The sequence below is a fragment of the Cellulosimicrobium sp. I38E genome (genome assembly GCF_001647255.1).
GTDB lineage: Bacteria > Actinomycetota > Actinomycetes > Actinomycetales > Cellulomonadaceae > Cellulosimicrobium > Cellulosimicrobium cellulans_E.
On the sequence record NZ_LUAZ01000019.1, the window covers coordinates 61,115 to 81,777 of the forward strand.

21 protein-coding genes are annotated in these 20,663 nt (G+C 74.1%); 18 read left to right on the forward strand and 3 right to left on the reverse strand.

Annotated features, from left to right (window positions below):
* The first annotated feature begins 28 nt into the window (after nucleotides 1–28).
* Nucleotides 29–1,003, forward strand: a complete 975-nt coding sequence (locus tag A0J59_RS07050) for a tyrosine recombinase XerC (protein WP_082918812.1) — start codon at nucleotides 29–31, stop codon at nucleotides 1,001–1,003.
* Nucleotides 1,004–1,025: 22 nt separating this feature from the next.
* On the opposite strand, the gene A0J59_RS07055 is transcribed toward A0J59_RS07050, so the two are convergent.
* The gene (locus A0J59_RS07055; RefSeq protein WP_255365055.1) at nucleotides 1,026–1,580 is read right to left on the reverse strand and encodes a M23 family metallopeptidase; all 555 of its coding nucleotides are present in this window, start codon (nucleotides 1,578–1,580) and stop codon (nucleotides 1,026–1,028) included.
* Between the two features lie 454 nt (nucleotides 1,581–2,034).
* On the opposite strand from A0J59_RS07055, the gene rpsB reads away from it, so the two are divergent.
* The 12 genes from rpsB (at nucleotide 2,035) to A0J59_RS07115 (ending at nucleotide 13,932) form a co-directional block, all read left to right on the forward strand.
* Nucleotides 2,035–3,018, forward strand: a complete 984-nt coding sequence (gene rpsB / locus A0J59_RS07060) for a 30S ribosomal protein S2 (protein ID WP_047232656.1) — start codon at nucleotides 2,035–2,037, stop codon at nucleotides 3,016–3,018.
* Between the two features lie 134 nt (nucleotides 3,019–3,152).
* A complete protein-coding gene (gene tsf, locus A0J59_RS07065) occupies nucleotides 3,153–3,992 on the forward strand; it encodes a translation elongation factor Ts (protein WP_047232657.1) in 840 nt (279 codons plus the stop codon).
* A 159-nt stretch (nucleotides 3,993–4,151) separates the two neighbouring features.
* Nucleotides 4,152–4,907 carry a UMP kinase gene (gene pyrH, locus A0J59_RS07070; RefSeq protein ID WP_047232658.1) on the forward strand — a complete coding sequence of 252 codons (756 nt, stop codon included), beginning with the start codon at nucleotides 4,152–4,154 and terminating at the stop codon, nucleotides 4,905–4,907.
* Nucleotides 4,908–4,982: 75 nt separating this feature from the next.
* A complete protein-coding gene (gene frr, locus A0J59_RS07075) occupies nucleotides 4,983–5,540 on the forward strand; it encodes a ribosome recycling factor (protein WP_047232659.1) in 558 nt (185 codons plus the stop codon).
* 32 nt (nucleotides 5,541–5,572) lie between these two features.
* Nucleotides 5,573–6,430: a phosphatidate cytidylyltransferase gene (locus tag A0J59_RS07080; RefSeq protein ID WP_047232660.1), complete on the forward strand. Its 858-nt coding sequence runs from the start codon at nucleotides 5,573–5,575 to the stop codon at nucleotides 6,428–6,430.
* A gap of 124 nt (nucleotides 6,431–6,554) precedes the next feature.
* Nucleotides 6,555–7,646 (forward strand): 23S rRNA (adenine(2503)-C(2))-methyltransferase RlmN, encoded by a 1,092-nt coding sequence (gene rlmN, locus A0J59_RS07085; RefSeq protein WP_064315683.1) that lies wholly within the window; start codon nucleotides 6,555–6,557, stop codon nucleotides 7,644–7,646.
* Nucleotides 7,643–8,194 (forward strand): DivIVA domain-containing protein, encoded by a 552-nt coding sequence (locus A0J59_RS07090; protein WP_047232661.1) that lies wholly within the window; start codon nucleotides 7,643–7,645, stop codon nucleotides 8,192–8,194. Before rlmN ends, A0J59_RS07090 begins: the two co-directional genes overlap by 4 nt.
* A 25-nt stretch (nucleotides 8,195–8,219) precedes the next feature.
* A complete protein-coding gene (locus A0J59_RS07095) occupies nucleotides 8,220–8,981 on the forward strand; it encodes a bifunctional 2-polyprenyl-6-hydroxyphenol methylase/3-demethylubiquinol 3-O-methyltransferase UbiG (protein WP_220084453.1) in 762 nt (253 codons plus the stop codon).
* A 58-nt stretch (nucleotides 8,982–9,039) separates the two neighbouring features.
* Complete coding sequence (dxr, locus tag A0J59_RS07100) at nucleotides 9,040–10,239, forward strand: 1-deoxy-D-xylulose-5-phosphate reductoisomerase (RefSeq protein ID WP_064315671.1); 1,200 nt, start codon at nucleotides 9,040–9,042, stop codon at nucleotides 10,237–10,239.
* Between the two features lie 55 nt (nucleotides 10,240–10,294).
* The gene (locus tag A0J59_RS07105; RefSeq protein ID WP_064315672.1) at nucleotides 10,295–11,605 is read left to right on the forward strand and encodes an RIP metalloprotease; all 1,311 of its coding nucleotides are present in this window, start codon (nucleotides 10,295–10,297) and stop codon (nucleotides 11,603–11,605) included.
* Between the two features lie 217 nt (nucleotides 11,606–11,822).
* A complete protein-coding gene (ispG, locus tag A0J59_RS07110; protein ID WP_021482273.1) occupies nucleotides 11,823–12,962 on the forward strand; it encodes a flavodoxin-dependent (E)-4-hydroxy-3-methylbut-2-enyl-diphosphate synthase in 1,140 nt (379 codons plus the stop codon).
* 37 nt (nucleotides 12,963–12,999) lie between these two features.
* Nucleotides 13,000–13,932: a DUF4081 domain-containing GNAT family N-acetyltransferase gene (locus tag A0J59_RS07115; RefSeq protein ID WP_064315685.1), complete on the forward strand. Its 933-nt coding sequence runs from the start codon at nucleotides 13,000–13,002 to the stop codon at nucleotides 13,930–13,932.
* Between the two features lie 18 nt (nucleotides 13,933–13,950).
* On the opposite strand, the gene A0J59_RS07120 is transcribed toward A0J59_RS07115, so the two are convergent.
* Entirely contained in the window at nucleotides 13,951–14,874 is a 924-nt protein-coding gene (locus tag A0J59_RS07120) for an Fpg/Nei family DNA glycosylase (protein ID WP_064315673.1), read from the reverse strand.
* Nucleotides 14,875–14,907: 33 nt separating this feature from the next.
* On the opposite strand from A0J59_RS07120, the gene A0J59_RS07125 reads away from it, so the two are divergent.
* Complete coding sequence (locus A0J59_RS07125; RefSeq protein ID WP_064315686.1) at nucleotides 14,908–16,776, forward strand: proline--tRNA ligase; 1,869 nt, start codon at nucleotides 14,908–14,910, stop codon at nucleotides 16,774–16,776.
* Nucleotides 16,777–16,918: 142 nt separating this feature from the next.
* On the opposite strand, the gene A0J59_RS07130 is transcribed toward A0J59_RS07125, so the two are convergent.
* On the reverse strand, nucleotides 16,919–18,028 hold the full coding sequence (locus A0J59_RS07130; RefSeq protein WP_082918815.1) for a DUF4439 domain-containing protein: 1,110 nt from the start codon (nucleotides 18,026–18,028) through the stop codon (nucleotides 16,919–16,921).
* A 150-nt stretch (nucleotides 18,029–18,178) separates the two neighbouring features.
* Here A0J59_RS07130 and rimP point away from each other — a divergent pair, with 150 nt between their 5' ends.
* From rimP to A0J59_RS07150, 4 genes are all read left to right on the forward strand, one after another.
* Entirely contained in the window at nucleotides 18,179–18,793 is a 615-nt protein-coding gene (rimP, locus tag A0J59_RS07135) for a ribosome maturation factor RimP (RefSeq protein ID WP_082918816.1), read from the forward strand.
* 2 nt (nucleotides 18,794–18,795) lie between these two features.
* Nucleotides 18,796–19,857 carry a transcription termination factor NusA gene (gene nusA, locus A0J59_RS07140; protein WP_047232666.1) on the forward strand — a complete coding sequence of 354 codons (1,062 nt, stop codon included), beginning with the start codon at nucleotides 18,796–18,798 and terminating at the stop codon, nucleotides 19,855–19,857.
* A gap of 81 nt (nucleotides 19,858–19,938) precedes the next feature.
* Complete coding sequence (locus A0J59_RS07145; protein WP_047232667.1) at nucleotides 19,939–20,262, forward strand: YlxR family protein; 324 nt, start codon at nucleotides 19,939–19,941, stop codon at nucleotides 20,260–20,262.
* Between the two features lie 155 nt (nucleotides 20,263–20,417).
* Nucleotides 20,418–20,663 (forward strand): translation initiation factor IF-2 N-terminal domain-containing protein (locus A0J59_RS07150; RefSeq protein ID WP_156532866.1); only part of this gene is annotated, 246 nt, incomplete at its 3' end.

Sequence of the window (20,663 nt, forward strand, 5' to 3'; positions counted from 1 at the left end):
CTGCGGTACCGCGCGCGAGACTGGGGGAATGACCCGCTCGACCCGTCCTGACGCAGCCGCCGACGCACCACCGGGCGAGGGCCGGCCCGACTCCCTGCCGCCGGCGCTCGACACGGCGCTCGCGGACTTCGGGACGCATCTCGAGGTCGCACAGGGCTCGTCCGCGCACACGGTGCGCGCGTACACGGGCGACGTCGAGGCGCTGCTGGACCATGCCGCCCGGCACGGCGCGACGTCGCCGCAGGACGTCGACCTCGCCGCCCTGCGCGCGTGGCTGACGGAGCAGTCGGAGCGCGGGCTCGCCCGTGCGACGCTCGCGCGTCGCGGCGCGGCCGCACGGGCGTTCTTCGACTGGGCGCGCCGGACCGGACGCGTCACGGCGGACCCCGCCGCACGCCTCGCGAGCCCGCGCGTCCCGCGCACCCTGCCGACCGTGCTCACGGCCGACGCCGCGGGACGGCTCCTCGACGCCGCCCGGGAGGCGGCGGGCGAGGGCGAGCCGGCCCGGCTGCGCGAGTGGGCCGCCGCCGAGCTGTTGTACGGGGCCGGGATCCGGGTGGGGGAGCTCGCGGGGATCGACGTGGACGACGTGGACCTGTCGCAGCGGGTCGTCCGGGTGCTCGGCAAGGGGGACAAGGAGCGGGTCGTGCCCTTCGGCGTCCCGGCGGCCCGGGCGGTGACCCGCTGGCTGGACACGGGGCGGACGGCGTTCGTCACGGAGCGGTCGGGCGCGGCCCTCCTCGTCGGGGACCGTGGCGGTCGGTGGGGGCAGCGGCAGGTGCGCGACGTCGTGCACCGCCTCGCGCTCGCGGCTGGGGTCGACGACGTCGCCCCGCACGACCTGCGGCACAGCGCCGCGACGCACCTCCTCGCCGGCGGGTCCGACCTGCGCAGCGTGCAGGAGATCCTCGGGCACTCGTCGCTCGCGACGACGCAGCGCTACACCCACGTGACGGCCGAGAGGCTGCGCAGCTCGTTCGAGCAGGCCTTCCCGCGCGCCTGAGCCCCGGGCCGCCGTCGTCCGGTCACGGCTCCCCGAGCGGGAGCAGCACGATCGGGGGCCGCTCGCCGAGCAGCGCGAGCGGGTCGACGTAGCGCTCGCCCCGACGCACGCCCCAGTGCACGCAGCCGCCCGCGCAGTGGCTCGCGACGGCCCCGCCGTCGGAGCCCTGCACGGTCCCGACGACGTCTTCCGGGGCGACGCGCGTCCCCCGGGGCACCGTGCCGGTGACCGGCTCGAGCGACGTGCGCAGGCCGTCGTCGTGCGTGACGACGACCACGTCGCGCCCCGCGACGGGACCGGCGAACGTGACGACCCCCGGCGCCGGGGCCAGGACGGGCTCCCCGGCGGTGGCGGCGAGGTCGACGCCCCGGTGACCGGGCAGCCAACTCTGCAGCGGCGGGTCGAACGGCGCGAGCACGCCGAGCGCGTCGGGTGCTCGGTCGAGCGGCGGCACCCAGTCGGCGGACGCGGCCGAGGTGACCTCGCCACGCCCGCCCGTCGTGGCGGACGCCGCCGGTGCGAGGGCGAGCAGGAGCGCGGACAGCACGAGGGCGACCGCACGTGGTCGGGTCGCCACGGGGGTACGGTCGTGAGGCATCGCGCCAGGGTGCCCGACGCAGCCCTGCGTCGGGCAGCCAGGTCTTGCGGCCTGTGGACGACGGGCCCTGGCGGCGCCCCGGACCGGCGGCTGTGGTCGGCCCTGCCGTCGGGTAGACTTGCCGCTGCGACCGGCGCGTTCGCCGTGCCCGGCCCGAGGTGATCACCTCGGCCGAGGACGGAGCCGGTCGACTTCGCGCGTCACGTCCTCGCCCATCCTCCCGGCTCTGCCGGTCCGGGCGGGGCCGCGTCCGGCGTCGGTCCTGCCCGCACCTGCTCGAACGGTGCGTCGCAGGCGTCGGCACGGGTGGCGCCAGGGGTGCGACCACCAGGGTCGTCACCGACAACCGCACCGCGGTCCGTCCTCCGGGAGGGGCCGCCAGAAGCGTGCGCGCACCGGGTGGATCCCGGGCCGCACGGCGAAAGGACGTGTCATGGCCGTCGTGACCATGCGCCAGCTCCTCGAGAGCGGTGTCCACTTCGGGCACCAGACCCGCCGTTGGAACCCGAAGATGAAGCGTTTCATCTTCACCGAGCGCAACGGCATCTACATCGTCGACCTCCAGCAGTCGCTGTCGTACATCGACCGCGCGTACGAGTTCGTCAAGGAGACCGTCGCGCACGGCGGCTCCATCCTGTTCGTCGGCACCAAGAAGCAGGCCCAGGAGCCCGTGGCCGAGCAGGCCGCGCGCGTCGGCATGCCCTACGTGAACCACCGCTGGCTCGGTGGCATGCTCACCAACTTCACCACGGTGCACAAGCGTCTCCAGCGCCTCAAGGAGCTCGAGGAGATCGACTTCGACGACGTCGCGGGCTCCGGCCTGACCAAGAAGGAGCTCCTCGTCCTGCGTCGCGAGAAGGACAAGCTCGCCCGCACGCTCGGCGGCATCCGCGACATGGCGAAGGTCCCCTCCGCCGTGTGGATCGTCGACACGAACAAGGAGCACCTCGCGGTCGACGAGGCGCGCAAGCTCAACATCCCGATCGTCGCGATCCTCGACACCAACTGCGACCCCGACGTCGTGGACTACAAGATCCCCGGCAACGACGACGCCATCCGCTCCGTCACGCTGCTCACCCGCGTGATCGCGGACGCCGCCGCCGAGGGCCTGCTCCAGCGCCACTCCGGTCGCTCGGGCGCCGAGGCCGAGGCGGGCGCCGAGGCCGAGCCGCTCGCCGAGTGGGAGCGTGAGCTCCTCGCCGGTGCCGAGAAGCAGCTCGAGGCCGACGAGACCGCCGCCGAGGCGAACGTCGAGGCCGCCGCGGCCGAGGGCGTGGCCGAGGCTGCTGCCGAGGTCGCCGCCGAGGAGCCGGGCGACGCCACCGCCGAGGTCGTCGAGGAGGCCGCCGCCGAGGCTGCCGTCGTCGCCGACGCCGAGGCCGTGGTCGCCGACGCCGAGGCCGACGAGACCAAGTGACGTCCCGGGGTGCGCGGCGGGCGACCGCCGCGCACCCCGTGCCGTCCCACCGGCGCACACCGGGCACCGCCACGGTGCCCCCTGCACGTACCCGTGACGAAGAACCCGTGACGAACCACGAGTGAGGAACCACCATGGCGAACTACACCGCCGCTGACATCAAGGCCCTGCGCGAGCGCACCGGCGCCGGCATGCTCGACGTCAAGAAGGCTCTCGACGAGGCGGACGGCGACGCGGAGAAGGCGCTCGAGATCATCCGCGTCAAGGGTCTGAAGGGCGTCGCCAAGCGCGAGGGCCGCTCGACCTCCGAGGGCCTCATCGCCGTCGACATCCGCGACACCGAGGGTGGCCAGGTCGCGACGCTCATCGAGCTCAACTCCGAGACGGACTTCGTCGCGAAGAACGACACGTTCATCTCTCTCGCGGACCGCGTCCTCAAGGCTGCGGCCGACGCCGGTGCGCGCGACGCCGACGCGGCGCTCGCCGCCGACGCGGACGGCGAGACCGTCCAGCAGGTCATCGACAACCAGGCCGCCACGCTCGGCGAGAAGATCGTCCTGCGCCGCGTGACCCGCGTCGCGGGCGAGCGCGTCACCGCGTACCTGCACCGCACCGCGCGCGACCTGCCGCCGTCGATCGGCGTCGTCGTCGCCACGGACGCCGCGGGCGAGACCGTCGCGAAGGACGTCGCGCAGCACGTCGCCGCGATGTCCCCGACGTACCTGTCGCGCGACGAGGTCCCGGCCGAGACGGTCGAGAACGAGCGCCGCATCGCCGAGGAGACCTCGCGCAACGAGGGCAAGCCCGAGGCCGCGCTGCCGAAGATCATCGAGGGTCGCCTGAACGGCTTCTTCAAGGACGTCGTCCTCGTCGACCAGCCGCTCGCGAAGGACCCCAAGAAGACGGTCGGCCAGGTCGTCTCCGAGGCCGGCGGCACCATCACCGAGTTCGTGCGGTACCGCGTCGGCGCCTGACGCCCCCGTCGGCCCGGTCCCGTCGCCCGCGAGGCGGTGGGACCGGGCCGACCGCGCACCCGGCCCCGGGCGCGCGACGACCGGCGTCGTGCCGCACCATCGGGTGGGACGACGGCGGAGCAGGACCACCCCGCCCCACCGGGCCAGGACGAAGGACAGGTGTCGACAGTGACGGCAGGCGAGCAGACCACGCCCCGCGAGGGGACCGAGCACCGGCGGGTGCTCCTCAAGCTGTCGGGCGAGACGTTCGGCGGCGGGCAGATCGGTCTGGCGCCCGACGTCGTCCAGCGCGTCGCCCGGGAGATCGCCGATGCGGTCGCGCAGGGCGTGCAGGTCGCCATCGTCGTCGGCGGCGGGAACTTCTTCCGCGGCGCCGAGCTCTCGCAGCGCGGTCTGGACCGCGCGCGTGCCGACTACATGGGCATGCTCGGCACCGTGATGAACTGCCTCGCCCTCCAGGACTTCCTCGAGCAGGCGGGGGTGAAGACGCGCGTGCAGACCGCCATCACCATGGGCCAGGTCGCCGAGCCGTACATCCCGCTGCGGGCCATCCGCCACCTCGAGAAGGGCCGCGTCGTCATCTTCGGCGCCGGCGCCGGCATGCCCTACTTCTCCACCGACACGGTCTCCGTGCAGCGCGCCCTCGAGACGCACTGCCAGGAGGTCCTCATGGGCAAGAACGGCGTGGACGGCGTCTACACGGCCGACCCGCGCAAGGACCCGTCGGCGACGAAGCTCGACCACCTCACCTACACCGACGCGCTCGTCAACGACCTCGGCGTCATGGACGCGACGGCGCTGAGCCTGTGCCGCGACAACGACGTGCGCATGCGCGTCTTCGGCATGGGCGAGCCGGGGAACGTCACGCGTGCCCTGGTCGGCGAGAATATTGGCACACTGGTCACGACCGACTGACATCGGTGCGCCGACGCCGGAGACCCCGGCCGCGACCGCACGGACCGACCCACGACGAACGACGAAGGAGCACTGGTGATCGACGAGACCCTCCTCGAGGCCGAGGAGAAGATGGACAAGGCCGTCGAGGTGGCCAAGGAGGACTTCGCCGCGATCCGCACGGGCCGTGCGAACGCCGCGATGTTCAACAAGATCACGGTCGACTACTACGGTGCGCCGACGCCGTTGCAGCAGCTCGCGTCGTTCACGGTGACCGAGGCTCGCACGATCCTCGTCTCGCCGTTCGACAAGAGCTCGATCACGGCGGTCGAGAAGTCGCTGCGCGACTCCGACCTCGGCGTGAACCCGTCCAACGACGGCAACGTCATCCGCGTCGTGCTGCCCGCCCTCACGGAAGAGCGTCGCCGTGACTTCGTGAAGCTCGCGAAGTCGAAGGCCGAGGACTCGCGCGTCGCGATCCGCAACGTGCGTCGTCGCGCCAAGGAGGAGCTGGACCGCATCGCGCGCGACGGCGAGGCCGGCGAGGACGAGGTCGGGCGCGCCGAGAAGGAGCTCGAGTCCCTCACCAAGGCGCACGTGGACCAGGTCGACGTGCTGCTCGCGGGCAAGGAGAGCGAGCTGCTCGAGGTCTGAGCACCTCGTCCGGCGAGCTCCTCCACGCACCGATGACCGACACCTCCTCGACGGCCGCCGGCGACAGCACCTCCGTGGCGCGCGCCCCGAAGGCGGGCCGCAACCTCCCCGTGGCGATCGCGGTGGGCCTCGGCCTGCTCGCGCTCGTCGCGGCGAGCCTCGCCTTCCGGCCCGAGTTCTTCGTGCTGCTCGCGACCGTGGCGGTCGGCGCCGCGCTGTGGGAGCTCGCCCAGGCGTTCAAGCGCCGCGAGCTGCACCTCCCGCTCCTCCCGCTCCTCGTGGGCACGGTGGGCATCCTCGTGTCCTCGTTCTACTCGGGCCCGGAGGCGCTGCTCGTCTCCTTCATGCTCACGGTCGCGGGCGCCGTCGTGTGGCGGGTCATCGACGGGTCGGGGACCGCGGCGGTGCGCGACGCCGCGGCGGCGACGTTCGCGGCGGCGTACCTGCCGTTCATGGCGGGGTTCGTCATGCTCATGCTCGCGGCGCCCGACGGACGCGTCCGGGTCCTGATCTTCATCCTGCTCGCCGTCGCGAACGACGTCGGCGGGTACGTCGCGGGCGTCCTGTTCGGGCGCCACCCGTTGGCTCCCTCGGTGAGCCCCAAGAAGTCCTGGGAGGGACTGGCAGGCTCGTTCGTGCTCGCGACGGCGGTCGGCGTGGTCGGGGCCGTGGTGGGCCTCGGAGCGAGCCCCCTCCTGGGCGTCGCGCTGGGCGTCCTCGCCCCGCTCACCGCCACGATCGGCGACCTCGCCGAGTCGATGATCAAGCGCGACCTAGAATTGAAGGACATGGGGTCGCTCCTGCCCGGTCACGGAGGCATCCTGGACCGGCTCGACTCCATGCTCCTCACCGCTCCGTTCGTGTACGTGCTCCTCGCGCTCGCCGTCTGACAGCCGTCCGACGACCCGCTCGCACCGCGGTGCGAACCGTCCGCACGACCCCCCACGCTTGGACCTCCTCATGACCGTCCGTTCCGTCCGCCCGTCCGCGGAGTCGAAGCCGCTCCCGCTCGTCATGACCGCGCCCCGGCGCGGCAAGCCGCCGCGCCACTTCGCCGACCTCGCACCCGAGGAGGTGCGCGACGTCGTCGTCGAGCTGGGGGAGAAGCCGTTCCGGGCCAAGCAGCTCGCGACGCACTACTACGCGCACCTCACGCGCGACCCCGAGGCGATGACGGACCTGCCGAAGGCGACGCGCGACGTGCTCACGGACGCGCTCTTCCCGCCGCTGCTCACCGCGGCGCGCCGCATGGAGGCCGACGGCGGGACGACGGTCAAGACGCTCTGGCACCTCTTCGACGGCGCCAAGGTCGAGTCGGTGCTCATGCGGTACCCGCAGCGCTCCACCCTCTGCGTGTCGAGCCAGGCGGGCTGCGGCATGGCGTGCCCGTTCTGCGCGACCGGGCAGCTCGGCCTCACGCGCAACCTGTCCGTCGCGGAGATCGTCGAGCAGGTGCGCTCCGCGGCCCGCTCGCTCGCGGACGGGGAGATCCCCGGCGGCGCGACCCGGCTCAACAACCTCGTGTTCATGGGCATGGGTGAGCCGCTCGCCAACTACAAGGCCGTCATGGGCACCGTGCGCCGCCTCGTCGCGCCGGCCCCGGACGGTCTCGGCATGTCGGCGCGCAACATCACGGTCTCGACGGTCGGGCTCGTCCCGGCAATGCGCAAGCTCGCCGACGAGGGGATCCCGGTGACGCTCGCGCTGTCGCTGCACGCTCCCGACGACGACCTGCGCAGCGAGCTCGTGCCGATCAACACGCGGTGGAGCGTCGACGAGACGCTCGACGCGGCACGGCACTACTTCGAGGTCACGGGCCGGCGCGTGAGCATCGAGTACGCGCTCATCAAGGACATGAACGACCACGCGTGGCGCGCCGACCTGCTCGGCGAGAAGCTCAACGTGCGCGGCCGCGGCTGGGTGCACGTCAACCCGATCCCGCTCAACCCGACGCCCGGCTCGATCTGGACGGCCAGCGACCCTGCCGTCGAGGCGGAGTTCGTGGCACGATTGCGCGGGCACGGGATCCCGACGACGATCCGTGACACCCGCGGCAGCGACATCGACGGCGCCTGCGGGCAGCTCGCTGCAGAGGAGGACGAGTGAGTTCGCTGTTCACCACGGTCGGCAAGACCCGGAACGGGTACGACCCCGAGGAGGTCGACGACTTCTTCGAGCACGCGCGCGACGTGTACGAGGGCCGGGTGTCGGACCGGCTGACCAGCACCGAGATCCAGGCGTCGGTCTTCGACCTGGTGCGGGGCGGGTACAACACCCACGAGGTCGACGCCGCGCTCGACCGGCTCGAGGGCGCGTTCATCGCGCGGCAGCGCGCCGAGTACGTCGCGGCGCACGGCCAGCAGGCCTGGATGAACGCGCTCGCGGAGCGTGCCCGCTCGCTCTACGGCCGCCTGGGCCGCCCGGACGGTGAGAAGTTCGCACTGGCGGAGCGCGGCAAGCCCGCGTACGACGTCGACGACGTGGACGACCTGTGCGACCGGCTCGTCGCCTACTTCGACCGTCAGGTGCCGATCACCGCGGCGGAGATCCGTTCCGCGACGTTCGGCCGCGCGCGTGGTCGCGACGGGTACGCGGAGGGGCCGGTCGACGCGTTCTTCGCCCGCGCCATCGAGGTCCTGCTCGGCGTCGAGTGACGACGTCCCGCCCTCCCCGACGCGCGTGAGCCTCGATCCCCGGACCTCCTCGAACCCGTTGGTCCGGGGTGCGGCGTCGTGGCTGAGCGGCGTCAACGCCCGGCACCCCTGGAACCACAACGAGCACTTTCACGGCTGGGTCGTGCGGCGCGTGCCCCGCGACGCCCGGGTCGTGCTCGACGTGGGCTGCGGTGCGGGCGTCCTCCTCGGCAGGCTCCGGCGCCGGGCGGACGCGGTCCACGGGATCGACGCCGACGCCGGCATGGTCGCCCAGGCCCGCGCGCGGCACGCCGACGAACCCGCCGTCACCGTGCGGCTGCTGAGGTTCGACGACGTCCGCACGCCAGACCGCGTCCACGCGCACGACGCGTGCGGCCCACAGGCGCGGCCGGAGGGTCTAGACGGCCCCGAGGGCGGCGGCTACGACGCGGTGACGATGGTCGCGGTGCTGCACCATCTCGACCTCGACGAGGCGCTTCGGCACGCCCGTGGCCTGCTCGCCCCGGGCGGGCGCCTGCTCGTCGTCGGCCTCGCGCGCGTGACGTCGGCACGCGACCTCGCGGTCGACGTCGCGTCCGCGTTCCTCAACCCGCTCGTGGGCCTCGTGAAGCACCCCCGCCGAGCCCGGCCCGGCGACACCGGTCCCGACGCTCCGGGCATGCCCGTGCGAGACCCGCGGCACTCCGTCGACGAGGTCGCGCGCACGGCCCGGGCGCACCTGCCCGGGGTGCGCGTGCGCCGTCGGCTCTTCTTCCGGTACACGCTCGAGTGGACCGCCCCGCGCTGACCGGGCCACGACCGGCACGGTGCCCGCGCACCGTCCGCGGCCTGGAAGGATGGGAGCCATGCTCGACAGTCCCGCACGCGCCCCCCGCACCGTGACGATCCTCGGCTCGACCGGGTCGATCGGCACGCAGGCGATCGACGTCGTCCGGGCCCACCCCGACAGGTTCCGCGTCGAGGCGCTCTCGGCGGGCGGCGGCGACGTCGACCTGCTCGCGCGCCAGGCCGTGGAGCTCGGGGTGCGCGCGGTCGGGGTCGCGGACAAGAGTCGTGCGGAGGCGCTCGAGGCCGCGCTGGCGGGCGCCGTGTCCGGCCGCGGGGACGTCCCCGAGGTGCTCGCCGGACCCGACGCCGCGGCCGAGCTCGCCGGCCGGGGGAGCGACGTCGTCCTCAACGGCGTCACGGGCTCCGTCGGCCTCGGCCCGACGCTCGCCGCGCTGCGCGCGGGGTCCACGCTCGCGCTCGCGAACAAGGAGTCGCTCGTCGCCGGAGGCGCCCTGGTGCGCGCGGCGCAGCAGCACGCCGACCAGATCGTCCCCGTGGACTCCGAGCACTCGGCGATCGCGCAGTGCCTGCGCTCGGGGACGCGCGCCGAGGTGCGGCGCCTCATCCTCACCGCGTCGGGCGGGCCGTTCCGCGGCTGGGAGGCCGACGCGGTCAAGGCCGCGACGGTCGAGCAGGCGCTCGCGCACCCCACCTGGGCCATGGGGCCGGTCGTCACCGTGAACTCCGCGAGCCTCATGAACAAGGGCCTCGAGCTCATCGAGGCGCACCTGCTGTTCGACGTCCCGGCCGACGACATCACGGTCGTCGTGCACCCGCAGTCCGTGGTGCACTCGATGGTCGAGTTCGTCGACGGCTCCACGATCGCCCAGGCGTCGCCCCCGGACATGCGCCTGCCCATCGCGCTGGGCCTGTCGTGGCCCGACCGGCTCGACCCGGTGACCCCGCCGTGCGACTGGACGGCCGCGACGTCGTGGACGTTCGAGCCGCTCGACGACGCCGCGTTCCCGGCCGTGAACCTCGCGCGCGCGGCCGTCGCGGCGAGCGCGACGCACCCGGCCGTGTACAACGCGGCCAACGAGGAGGCCGTCGCGGCGTTCCTCAGCGGACGCGCAGGTTTCGGTGACATCGTGACGACGGTCGAGCGCGTGCTCGCTGCGCACGACGGAACCCCCGCGGACGCCGTGACGTTGGACCACGTGGCGGACGCAGAGGCCTGGGCCCGCGCCCGCGCGCACGAGTTCCTGGACCGCCGGTGACGAGCAACCGTCCGGGCGCGTCGAGCGCCCGGACCGAGAAGGAGCAGAGGGAACGATGGCGACGCTGATCGGCATCCTCGTGATCGTGGTCGGGATCGTCGTCTCGATCGCGCTGCACGAGGTCGGGCACATGGTGCCCGCGAAGAGGTTCGGCGTCCGGGTGAGCCAGTACATGGTCGGGTTCGGCCCGACCCTGTGGTCGCGGACCAAGGGCGAGACCGAGTACGGGTTCAAGGCGATCCCGCTCGGCGGCTACGTCCGCCTCGTCGGCATGTACCCGCCCGCCCCCGCCGGCGCGCGCCCGCGGGGCAACGGCTTCTTCTCGCAGGTCGTCGCCGACGCGCGCGACGCGAGCACCGAGGAGATCCGCCCCGGCGAGGAGCACCGGGCCTTCTACAACCTCTCCGCGCCCAAGAAGGTCGTCGTCATGCTCGGCGGCCCGTTCATGAACCTCCTCATCGCGTTCGTGCTCATGGCGATCGTGTGCGTCGGCATCGGCCTGCCTGCCGTCACGACCACGGTCGGGTCCGTCTCCGCGTGCGTCCCGTCGGTCGTCGCGACCGAGCAGGAGGAGTGCGCCGCCACCGCCGAACCGTCACCCGCGGCCGCCGCCGGCCTGGAGCCCGGCGACACGGTCGTGTCGTTCGACGGCGAGGAGGTGACCTCCTGGGACCAGCTCTCCGGGATGATCCGCGGCGCGGGCGGGCAGGCGACGCCCGTCGTCGTCGAGCGCGACGGCGAGCAGGTCGACCTCACCATCACCCCGGTCGACGTCGAGCGCCAGGTCGTCGCCGAGGACGGGACGCCCGTCGTCGACGACTCCGGAGACCCGGTGACCGAGCCCGCCGGGTTCGTCGGCTTCACCCCGACGGTCGAGCGGGAGCCCACCGGGATCGGCGTCGCCGCCGAGGCGACGTGGCAGCAGGTGTCCGGAACCGCGGGGATCATCGTGACCCTGCCCGTCAAGGTCTACGAGGCCGCCCAGGCAGCGTTCACCGACGCGCCGCGCGGCCAGGACTCCGTGATGAGCGTCGTCGGGGTCGGTCGCGTCGCGGTCGACGTCGCCGGGGCAGAGAGCCCGATCCTCGACCGCGTCGTGACGATGCTCCTGCTGCTCGCCGCGCTCAACGTCGCGCTGTTCGTCTTCAACCTCATCCCGCTCCTGCCGCTCGACGGCGGGCACGTCGTCAACGCCCTCTACGAGGGGGCCAAGCGCACGGTCGCGCGCGCCCGCGGGCTCCCGCGCCCCGGCCCGGCGGACCTCGCCCGCATGATGCCCGTCGCGTACGTCATGTTCGTCGTCCTCGTCGGCGTCGGCGCTCTGCTCATCCTCGCCGACATCATCGACCCCGTCCGCTTGACGTAGCCCGCCGAGCGGTCCGTGAGGAAGAACCTCCGGTCGCGACGTCGAACGTGGCGAGCTCTCTCGTGACTGCTGGCTCCACCGCGGCGTGGCGCGCGTGGAGGGGGCGCGAAGATGTGCTGGACCGAGCGGGAAGGTGACGTCCCGGACAGGTCCGACGTGCGGCGTCGGACGGCCGACGGGGGATACTAGGGGCGTGAGCGTACCCATCAGTCTCGGAATGCCTGCCGCCCCGCCGCCGGTCCTCGCGCCGCGACGCAAGAGCCGCAAGATCAAGGTCGGCAAGGTGGACGTCGGCGGCGACGCCCCCATCAGCGTCCAGTCGATGACGACGACGCCGACGACGGACATCAACGCCACCCTCCAGCAGATCGCGGAGCTCACGGCGTCGGGCTGCGACATCGTGCGCGTCGCGGTGCCGAGCGCGGACGACGCGCTCGCGCTGCCGGCGATCGCCAAGAAGTCGCAGATCCCGGTGATCGCGGACATCCACTTCCAGCCCAAGTACGTGTTCGCCGCGATCGACGCGGGCTGCGCCGCGGTGCGCGTGAACCCGGGCAACATCCGCAAGTTCGACGACCAGGTCAAGGAGATCGCGAAGGCGGCGTCCGACGCGGGCGTGTCCCTGCGCATCGGCGTGAACGCCGGTTCCCTCGACCCGCGCCTGCTCGCGAAGTACGGCAAGGCGACGCCCGAGGCGCTGGTCGAGTCGGCCGTGTGGGAGGCGTCGCTGTTCGAGGAGCACGGCTTCCACGACTTCAAGATCTCCGTGAAGCACAACGACCCGGTCGTCATGGTGCGGGCGTACGAGCTGCTCGCGGAGGCGGGGGACTGGCCGCTGCACCTCGGCGTGACCGAGGCCGGCCCCGCGTTCCAGGGCACGATCAAGTCGGCCACGGCGTTCGGCGCGCTGCTGAGCAAGGGCATCGGCGACACGATCCGCGTCTCGCTGTCCGCGCCCCCGGTCGAGGAGGTCAAGGTCGGCAACCAGATCCTCCAGGCGCTCAACCTGCGCCCCCGCAAGCTCGAGATCGTCTCCTGCCCGTCGTGCGGCCGCGCCCAGGTGGACGTGTACACGCTCGCGGAGAAGGTTACGGCCGGGCTCGAGGGCATGGAGGTGCCCCTGCGCGTCGCGGTCATGGGCTGCGTCGTCAACGGTCCGGGCGAGGCGCGCGAGGCGGACCTCGGCGTCGCGTCGGGCAACGGCAAGGGACAGATCTTCGTCAAGGGCGAGGTCGTCAAGACGGTGCCGGAGTCGCTGATCGTGGAGACGCTCATCGAGGAGGCGCTGCGCATCGCGGAGACCATGACGCCGGAGAACGACGCGCAGGCCGGCCCGCCGGTCGTCACGGTCGGCTGACGCCCTCGTGAGCCGCTGGCGCCCGTCCGTCCCGGCCCTGCGGCCTCGGGCGCGGGGCGAGGCCGGGCACGGCGGGCGCCCTCGGGCGCGCGTGCTCGTCGACGCGGACGTCCCGGAGGCGCTGGCGGTGTGCGCGGGCGACCCGGTCGCGTCGACGCTCGCTGCGGCACGGCTCGCGGTCGCGCAGCACGCGGGCCTGCACGCGGCGGGCGGTCAGGCGTGGGGGTTCCCGGCCGTCGGCCCGCTCGAGGCGGTGTGCTGGGCGGGGGCGAACCTCGTCCCGGTGGTGCCCGCGTCGCTCGACGCGTCGCGCGCGCGGGCGGCGGTCACGGCGTTCGCCGAGCTCGCGCGGCACGCGGGGCGACGGTCGTCGTCGGTCGTCGGCGAGCGCGACGCCGTCCTCGCGCTGTGGGAGCTGCTCGCGCCGCACTGGCCGTCGCCGCGCGAGATCCGGGCGAACCAGCCCTCGCTCGCGATCGACCGCGAGCCCGACGTCGCGCCCGACCCCGGCGTGCGGCGCTCCGTCCCCGCCGAGGTCCCGGTCGTCCTGCCGGCGTGCGTGCGCATGTTCACCGAGGAGGTGGGCTACTCACCGGTCGAGGGCGGCGGGCGGGCGTACGAGGAGCGCGTGCGGTCGCTCGTGCTCGCCGGCCGGTCGTTCGTCCGGCTCGCGGGCGGCGACGGCGCGCCGCACGTCGTCTTCAAGGCCGAGCTCGGCGCGGTGACGCCGCTCGTCGCCCAGGTGCAGGGCGTGTGGGTCGACCCGCGGTACCGCGGACAGGGCCTGGCCGCGCCGGGGATGGCCGCCGTCGTGCACCTCGCACGCCAGGGCGCCCCGGCCGAGGCCGCCCGCCGCGCCGGGCCGCCCGTCGTCTCGCTGTACGTCAACGACTACAACACCCGCGCCCTCGCGACGTACCGCCGCGTCGGGTTCGAGCAGGTCGGCACCTACGCGACCGTCCTCTTCTGACGACCCGCGACCGGTCCGCTACTTGAGCAGGCGCGACATCCGGCGGTCGGCGAGCACCTGCCCGCCCGTCTGGCACGTCGCGCAGTACTGCAGGCTGCGGTCGGCGAAGCTCACCTCCCGCACGGTATCCCCGCACACGGGGCACGGCAGCCCGGTGCGCCCGTGCACGCGCATCCCCGCGCGCTTGGCATCCTTGAGCTCCGCAGCGGGCTTGCCCGACGACGCCGCGACGGCCTCGGCGAGCACCTCTCCGACGGCGGCGTGCACCCGGGCGACCTCGTCCGGCGTGAACGAGCGCGTGAGCTTGAACGGGCTCGTGCGCGCCGCGTGGAGGATGTCGTCGGAGTAGGCGTTCCCGATCCCGGCGATCGACGATTGGTCGCGCAGCAGGCCCTTGACCTGCTGGTTGCGTGCCGCCATGAGCGCGCCCAGCGCCTCGGGCGTGAAGCCGGGGTCGAGCGGCTCGATCCCGAGCGTCTCGATCGCGCGGACCTCCTCCGGGTGCCGGACGACGTGGACCGCGAGCCGCTTGCGCGTCCCGGCCTCGGTCAGGTCGAACCCCGAGCCGTCGTCCAGGCGTACGCGCAGGGCGAGCACCGCCGCCTTCCCTCCGCCGCTGCCGCCGAGCCGGGGACGGACGGGGGTCGTCGGCGCCTTGTCGGACCAGCGCAGCCACCCCGCCCGGGCGAGGTGGAAGACGAGGTGGACCTCGTCGTCGGGCCCGGGCGCGGGCGGTCCGCCGACGGGCTGCGCGAGGACGAGGTCGAGCCACTTGCCGTGCCGGCGCGCGCCGGTCACGACGCGGCCGACGAGGGCGCCGACGGGCGGGTCGAACGTCTTGAGCGCGGCGATCTGGGCGACGTCGGCGGCCACGACGGTGCGGCCGGTCGCGCGGTCGTCGAGGAACCGGACCAGGGCCTCGACCTCGGGCAGCTCGGGCATGGGGACATCCTCCCCGCCGGTAGGGTGGGGCGCATGTCTTCCGTCACGTCCGGCGCGCCCGCCGCGGCCTCCACCCGCGTCCGGGGCGCCGACCTCCTGCGCCTGTCCACCCTGTTCGTCCGGACGCTGCGCGAGGACCCGGCCGACGCCGAGGTCGCGAGCCACAAGCTCCTCGTGCGAGCGGGCTACATCCGCCGTGCCGCCCCCGGCATCTACACCTGGCTCCCGCTCGGGCTGCGCGTGCTGCGCAAGGTCGAGGACGTGGTCCGCGAGGAGATGGCCGCGGCGGGCGCGCAGGAGGTGCACTTCCCGGCGCTGCTGCCCAAGGAGCCGTACGAGGCGACGGGTCGCTGGACGGAGTACGGGCCCAACATCTTCCGGCTCAAGGACCGCAAGGAGGGTGACTACCTCCTCGCGCCGACGCACGAGGAGATGTTCACGCTCCTCGTCAAGGACCTGTACTCGTCGTACAAGGACCTGCCGCTGACGATCTACCAGATCCAGACCAAGTATCGCGACGAGGCGCGTCCGCGCGCGGGCCTCATCCGCGGCCGCGAGTTCGTCATGAAGGACGCCTACTCGTTCGACACCACGGACGAGGGCCTCGAGCGCTCCTACGAGGCGCAGCGCGCGGCGTACCGGCGCATCTTCGACCGGCTCGGGCTCGAGTACGTCATCGTGGCCGCGACGTCGGGCGCCATGGGCGGCTCGCGCTCCGAGGAGTTCCTGACCCCCACGCCGATCGGCGAGGACACGTTCGTCCGCTCGCCCGGCGGGTACGCGGCGAACGTCGAGGCGGTCGTCACGCCCGTTCCCGAGGACGTCGACTACGCCGACGCGCCCGCGGCGCACGTCGAGGACACCCCGGACACCCCGACGATCGACTCGCTCGTCGCCTTCTCCAACGCGCGCTTCCCGCGCCCCGACCGTGCGTGGACCGCGGCGGACACGCTGAAGAACGTCGTGCTCGCCCTCACGCACCCCGACGGCCGCCGCGAGGTCGTCGTCGTCGGGCTGCCCGGCGACCGCGAGGTCGACCTCAAGCGCGTCGGCGCGGCGTTCGAGCCCGCCGAGGTCGAGCCGGCGACGGACGCGGACTTCGCCGCGCACCCCGAGCTCGTCAAGGGCTACATCGGACCGCAGGCGCTCGGCCCGAACGTCCGCCGCGACGTGCCCGCCGACGTCGCCGAGGGCGAGGTGCCCGAGCGGCACTCCGTGCGCTACCTGCTCGACCCGCGCGTCGTCGCGGGCACCCGCTGGATCACCGGGGCGAACGAGCCGGGCCGGCACGTGTTCGACCTCGTCGCCGAGCGCGACTTCTCGGCCGACGGCACGGTCGAGGCCGCCGAGGTGCGCGCGGGCGACCTCGCGCCCGACGGCTCGGGCCCGCTCGAGCTGGCCCGCGGCATCGAGATCGGCCACATCTTCGCGCTCGGCCGCAAGTACGCCCAGGCGCTCGGTCTCACCGTGCTCGACGAGAACGGCAAGCAGGTCGTCGTGACCATGGGGTCGTACGGCATCGGCGTGACGCGCGTCCTCGCGGCGCTCGCGGAGGCCAACCACGACGACGCCGGGCTGGCGTGGCCCGCGCACGTCGCGCCCGCGCACGTCCACGTCCTCGCGACGGGCAAGGACGCGAGCGTGTTCGACGAGGCCGAGCGCCTCGCGACCGAGCTCGCCGCCCGGGGCATCGAGGTCGTCTACGACGACCGCCCCAAGGTCTCGCCCGGCGTGAAGTTCAAGGACGCCGAGCTCCTCGGCGTGCCGCTGCTGCTCATCGTGGGCCGCGGCCTCGCCGACGGCGTCGTCGAGGTCCGCCCGCGTGCGGGCGAGGCGGTCCCGGTCGCGGTCGCGGACGCCGTCGAGCACGTCGCCACGCAGGTCGCCGAGCTCCTCGGCTGACACGACGTGGCGTCGGAGGCGCCCCCGGTCCGGGTTCGGGCCGGGGGCGCCTCGTCGTCGCGGGCCGTCGGGGGAGCGGGGACGGTCGGGCGCGGGCCGGAGCCGTAGGCCCCGAGCCCGTCCGGCAGGGACGCGGGGCGGCTCAGCCGGCCGCCTGCTCCGGGAGTCCGGGGAACGCGACCGGCGCCTCGCCCCACGCGACCGCGCTCGCCCACGCGTCGACGAGGAGGGCGACCGCCTCCGCCCGCGACGTGGGCGCGGCGGCGGCGACGAGGCTCGCGTACGTCTGCGCGAGGCCCGACTCGACCTGGCGCGCGAGGGCGGCGACGTCCGCGTCGTCCGGCAGCACGTAGGCGACCCGACGGGGGTCCTGGGCGGTGCCGTCCGTCCCGGCCGCGAGGGCCCAGGCCTGGCCGCGGGCCCGGTGCTCGGCCGCGCGCGCGACCGCCGCGGTCCGCGCGTCGTCCTCCGACTGCGCGGCGCGCACCTCGTACGCGTACCCCGCGGCGTCCTCCGTCTCGACGAGCGTCGCGAGGTCGGCGGCGCCGATCCCGGCCGGCGCCTCCTCGACGGGCGGGGCCGTCGTCACGAGCGCGTCGGCCGCAGCGGACCTGGTCAGCGCGGCGAGGCGCTGTGCCGAGACGTGCTCCGAGGCGGCGACGGACGCGAGGAGCCGGGCGAGCCCGGCGTCCGTCGCCGCGTCGGCCGAGGCGCCCGTGCGCTGCGCGGCCTCGACGAGCGCGACGACGACGTCGTCGGTCGTGGCGGCGCCGTCACCGGGCCCGTCCGCCGTGCCGTCCTCCTCCGCGCGGTCCTCCTCGGTGCCGGCTGCGTCGTCGGCCGGCTCGTCGGTGTCGTCCGCCGGGGCGGTCGACGTCGGGTCGCCGGCCGGGAGGTCGAGGTCGTCCAGACCGGAGTCGTAGACCCCGCCGAGGGCGTCCGCGTGCTGCTCGGCGAACGCGGCGGCCTCCTCGAGCGCCGCGAGCGTGGCCGGGTCGGTCACCCCCGGCGTGACGTCCGCCACGAGGTCGGCGACCGCGAGGGCGTCGTCCACCGCGCCGGCGCGCAGGGCCTCGACGGCGTCCGGCGAGGGCTCGGTGGGGGGCGGGGTCTCCAGCCGGACGCCGCACCCGGCCGCCAGGACGCCGGTCACGAGCGCCGTCACCGCCGCGAGCACCCGCCCGCCGGGCCGGGTCGTCCGGCGCGGGCGGGTACGGGGCGCGGCGGGCACCGCGGTCGCGTGGGGACTCATCGGGGGCGATGATGTCACGTCCGGGGCCCGTGAGTCGTTAGGCTGGTCCCCGGTCGAACGTCCCGACGAGCGGATCGTCGGGAGATCCCGAGACAACAACACACCGGTCGTCTTCCGTACCCGGCGTGGGACACGGACAGGAGCTGAGTCATGGCAGGGCAGGCGGGCGGTCAGCCCGGCAAGGCACCCGGAGGCGACGCGGCCACGCACGCGCTCCGCGAGAGCGTGCGCGAGGCCATCGAGCCGGTGGTCGTGGACGCGGGTCTCCACCTCGAGGACGTCACGGTGTCGCGCGCCGGTGCCCGGTCCGTGGTGCGCGTCGTGCTCGACCTCCCCGACGACGTCGAGGGGAACCTCGACCTCGACACGGTGGCGGAGGCGACGCACCCGATCTCCACGGCGCTCGACGCGGTGGACCCGCTCCACGGTGCGTACACGCTCGAGGTCTCGACGCCCGGCACCGACCGACCGCTCACCGAGCCCCGCCACTTCCGGCGCGCCCGCGGTCGTCTGGTGCGCCTCCAGCTCGCCGACGGCGGCACGGTCGAGGGGCGGCTGCGGGCCGGGTCCGAGGTCGACCCCGGCCTCGTCCTGGACGTGCCCGGCACGCGCGGGGCCGTGACGGAGCGCGTCGTGCCGCTGGTCGACGTGGTCCGTGGGCAGGTGCAGGTGGAGCTCAAGCGCGCCCTCGAGGCGGACCTGCCCGAGCTCGACGAGACCGACGGCTCGACCGACGACACGACCGCCCGCGACGAGGAGGCCTGACGATGGACGTGGACATGAGCGCGCTGCGCCTGCTGGAGCGCGAGAGGGACATCAGCCTCGACGTCCTGGTCGCCGCGATCGAGCAGGCCCTGCTCTCGGCGTACCACCGCACCCCGGACGCGTACACGCGCGCCCGGGTCGAGCTCGACCGCAAGACCGGGCACGTCACGGTGTGGGCGCGCGAGGAGCTGCCCGCTCCCGAGACCGACGACGAGGACGCCCCGCGCGGCCCGGTCGAGTACGGCCCGGAGTTCGACCACACGCCCGCCGACTTCGGCCGGATCGCGACGTCGACCGCGCGGCAGGTCATCGTCCAGCGCCTGCGCGACGCGGAGGACGACCAGATCCTCGGCACGTTCCGCGGCAAGGAGGGCGAGGTCCTCGCGGGCGTCATCCAGCAGGGGCGCGACCCGCGCGTCGTCCTGGTCGACGTCGGTGGCACGGAGGCCGTCCTCCCGCCGCACGAGCAGGTGCCGACGGAGGAGTACGTGCACGGCGAGCGCCTGCGCGCCTACGTGCTCGAGGTCGCCCGGGGAATGAAGGGCGCGCAGATCACGTTGAGCCGGACGCACCCGAACCTCGTGCGCAAGCTGTTCGAGCTCGAGGTGCCCGAGGTCGCGGACGGCTCGGTGGAGATCACCGCGATCGCGCGCGAGGCGGGGCACCGCACCAAGGTCGCCGTGCGGTCCCGGGTCCCGGGCCTCGGGGCCAAGGGCGCGTGCATCGGCCCGATGGGCTCGCGCGTGCGCGCCGTCATGGCGGAGCTGCACGGCGAGAAGATCGACATCGTCGACCACAGCGACGACCCGGCGCAGTTCGTCGCGAACGCGCTGTCGCCGGCTCGTGTGTCGTCCGTCACGGTCGTCGACGAGGCGGCCCGGGCCGCGCGCGTCGTCGTCCCCGACTTCCAGCTCTCGCTCGCGATCGGCAAGGAGGGGCAGAACGCCCGCCTGGCCGCGAAGCTGACGGGGTGGCGCATCGACATCCGCTCGGACGAGGGCGGCACCCCCGCGGAGGGGTCCGACCGCGACGCCACCGCAGGTCCCCGCACCGGAGACCGGTAGTCGTCGGGCGTGGGACGGTCACGGATGACGGGACGGCGCGGTAGACTGTCCTCGACCGGGCCGCGCGCCCGCACCTCGACCATGCCCCCGGACACCACGACCCGCCCCGTCGACACGGGCTCGGGTCCTGTCCGCACGTGCGTCGGATGCCGGGAGCGCGACCTGCGGTCAGCTCTCCTCCGTCTGGTCCTCGACCGGTCCGGCGCGAGCACCGACGAGCCCCGGCTCGTGGTGGACGCCGGGCGGTCGCTGCCGGGTCGCGGTGCGTGGCTCCACGCGTCGACCCGGTGCCTCGAGACGGCGGAACGCCGGCGGGCAGTCCCGCGGGCCCTGCGCGTCGCCGGGCCCCTCGACCTCGCCGCGGTCCGCACCGCGATCGAGGCGCCACCGGGAGAGCAGGTCTGAGCCATGCGTCACGGCCCCTCCCGGGGGCCGCACTGCACGACACGTCGACAAGGAAGCGGGTTAGAAGCCGATGGGCACCCGATGAGTACCCAGCGATGAGCACCCAGCACTAACGACGGTCCTCCCTGTCCGGGGCGGGCCGAGACAGGAGAGTTGTGGCAAAGGTCCGCGTCTACGAGCTCGCGAAGGAGCTCGGGGTGGAGAGCAAGACCATCATGACCAAGCTGACGGAGCTCGGTGAGTTCGTCCGCTCGGCATCCTCGACCATCGAGCCACCGGTGGTCCGTAAGCTGCGCGACGCCTTCCCCGCCGGGGGCGGCGGCGCGAGCAAGCCCGCGGCGGCACCCGCCCCCGCGCGTCCGGCCGCCCCCAAGCCGGCCCCGAAGCCCGAGGTGAAGGCC

Excerpts from the sequence above, each read along its gene's own strand:
- rpsB (WP_047232656.1), top strand. The coding sequence starts at position 2,035 with ATGGCCGTCGTGACCATGCGCCAGCTCCTCGAGAGCGGTGTCCACTTC.
- dxr (WP_064315671.1), top strand. The coding sequence starts at position 9,040 with ATGCTCGACAGTCCCGCACGCGCCCCCCGCACCGTGACGATCCTCGGC.
- A0J59_RS07125 (WP_064315686.1), top strand. The coding sequence starts at position 14,908 with ATGTCTTCCGTCACGTCCGGCGCGCCCGCCGCGGCCTCCACCCGCGTC.
- nusA (WP_047232666.1), top strand. The coding sequence starts at position 18,796 with ATGGACGTGGACATGAGCGCGCTGCGCCTGCTGGAGCGCGAGAGGGAC.
- A0J59_RS07050 (WP_082918812.1), top strand. The coding sequence starts at position 29 with ATGACCCGCTCGACCCGTCCTGACGCAGCCGCCGACGCACCACCGGGC.
- A0J59_RS07080 (WP_047232660.1), top strand. The coding sequence starts at position 5,573 with ATGACCGACACCTCCTCGACGGCCGCCGGCGACAGCACCTCCGTGGCG.
- A0J59_RS07105 (WP_064315672.1), top strand. The coding sequence starts at position 10,295 with ATGGCGACGCTGATCGGCATCCTCGTGATCGTGGTCGGGATCGTCGTC.
- A0J59_RS07145 (WP_047232667.1), top strand. The coding sequence starts at position 19,939 with ATGCCCCCGGACACCACGACCCGCCCCGTCGACACGGGCTCGGGTCCT.
- rlmN (WP_064315683.1), top strand. The coding sequence starts at position 6,555 with ATGACCGCGCCCCGGCGCGGCAAGCCGCCGCGCCACTTCGCCGACCTC.
- A0J59_RS07120 (WP_064315673.1), bottom strand. The coding sequence starts at position 14,874 with ATGCCCGAGCTGCCCGAGGTCGAGGCCCTGGTCCGGTTCCTCGACGAC.
- tsf (WP_047232657.1), top strand. The coding sequence starts at position 3,153 with ATGGCGAACTACACCGCCGCTGACATCAAGGCCCTGCGCGAGCGCACC.
- A0J59_RS07130 (WP_082918815.1), bottom strand. The coding sequence starts at position 18,028 with ATGAGTCCCCACGCGACCGCGGTGCCCGCCGCGCCCCGTACCCGCCCG.
- ispG (WP_021482273.1), top strand. The coding sequence starts at position 11,823 with ATGCCTGCCGCCCCGCCGCCGGTCCTCGCGCCGCGACGCAAGAGCCGC.
- rimP (WP_082918816.1), top strand. The coding sequence starts at position 18,179 with ATGGCAGGGCAGGCGGGCGGTCAGCCCGGCAAGGCACCCGGAGGCGAC.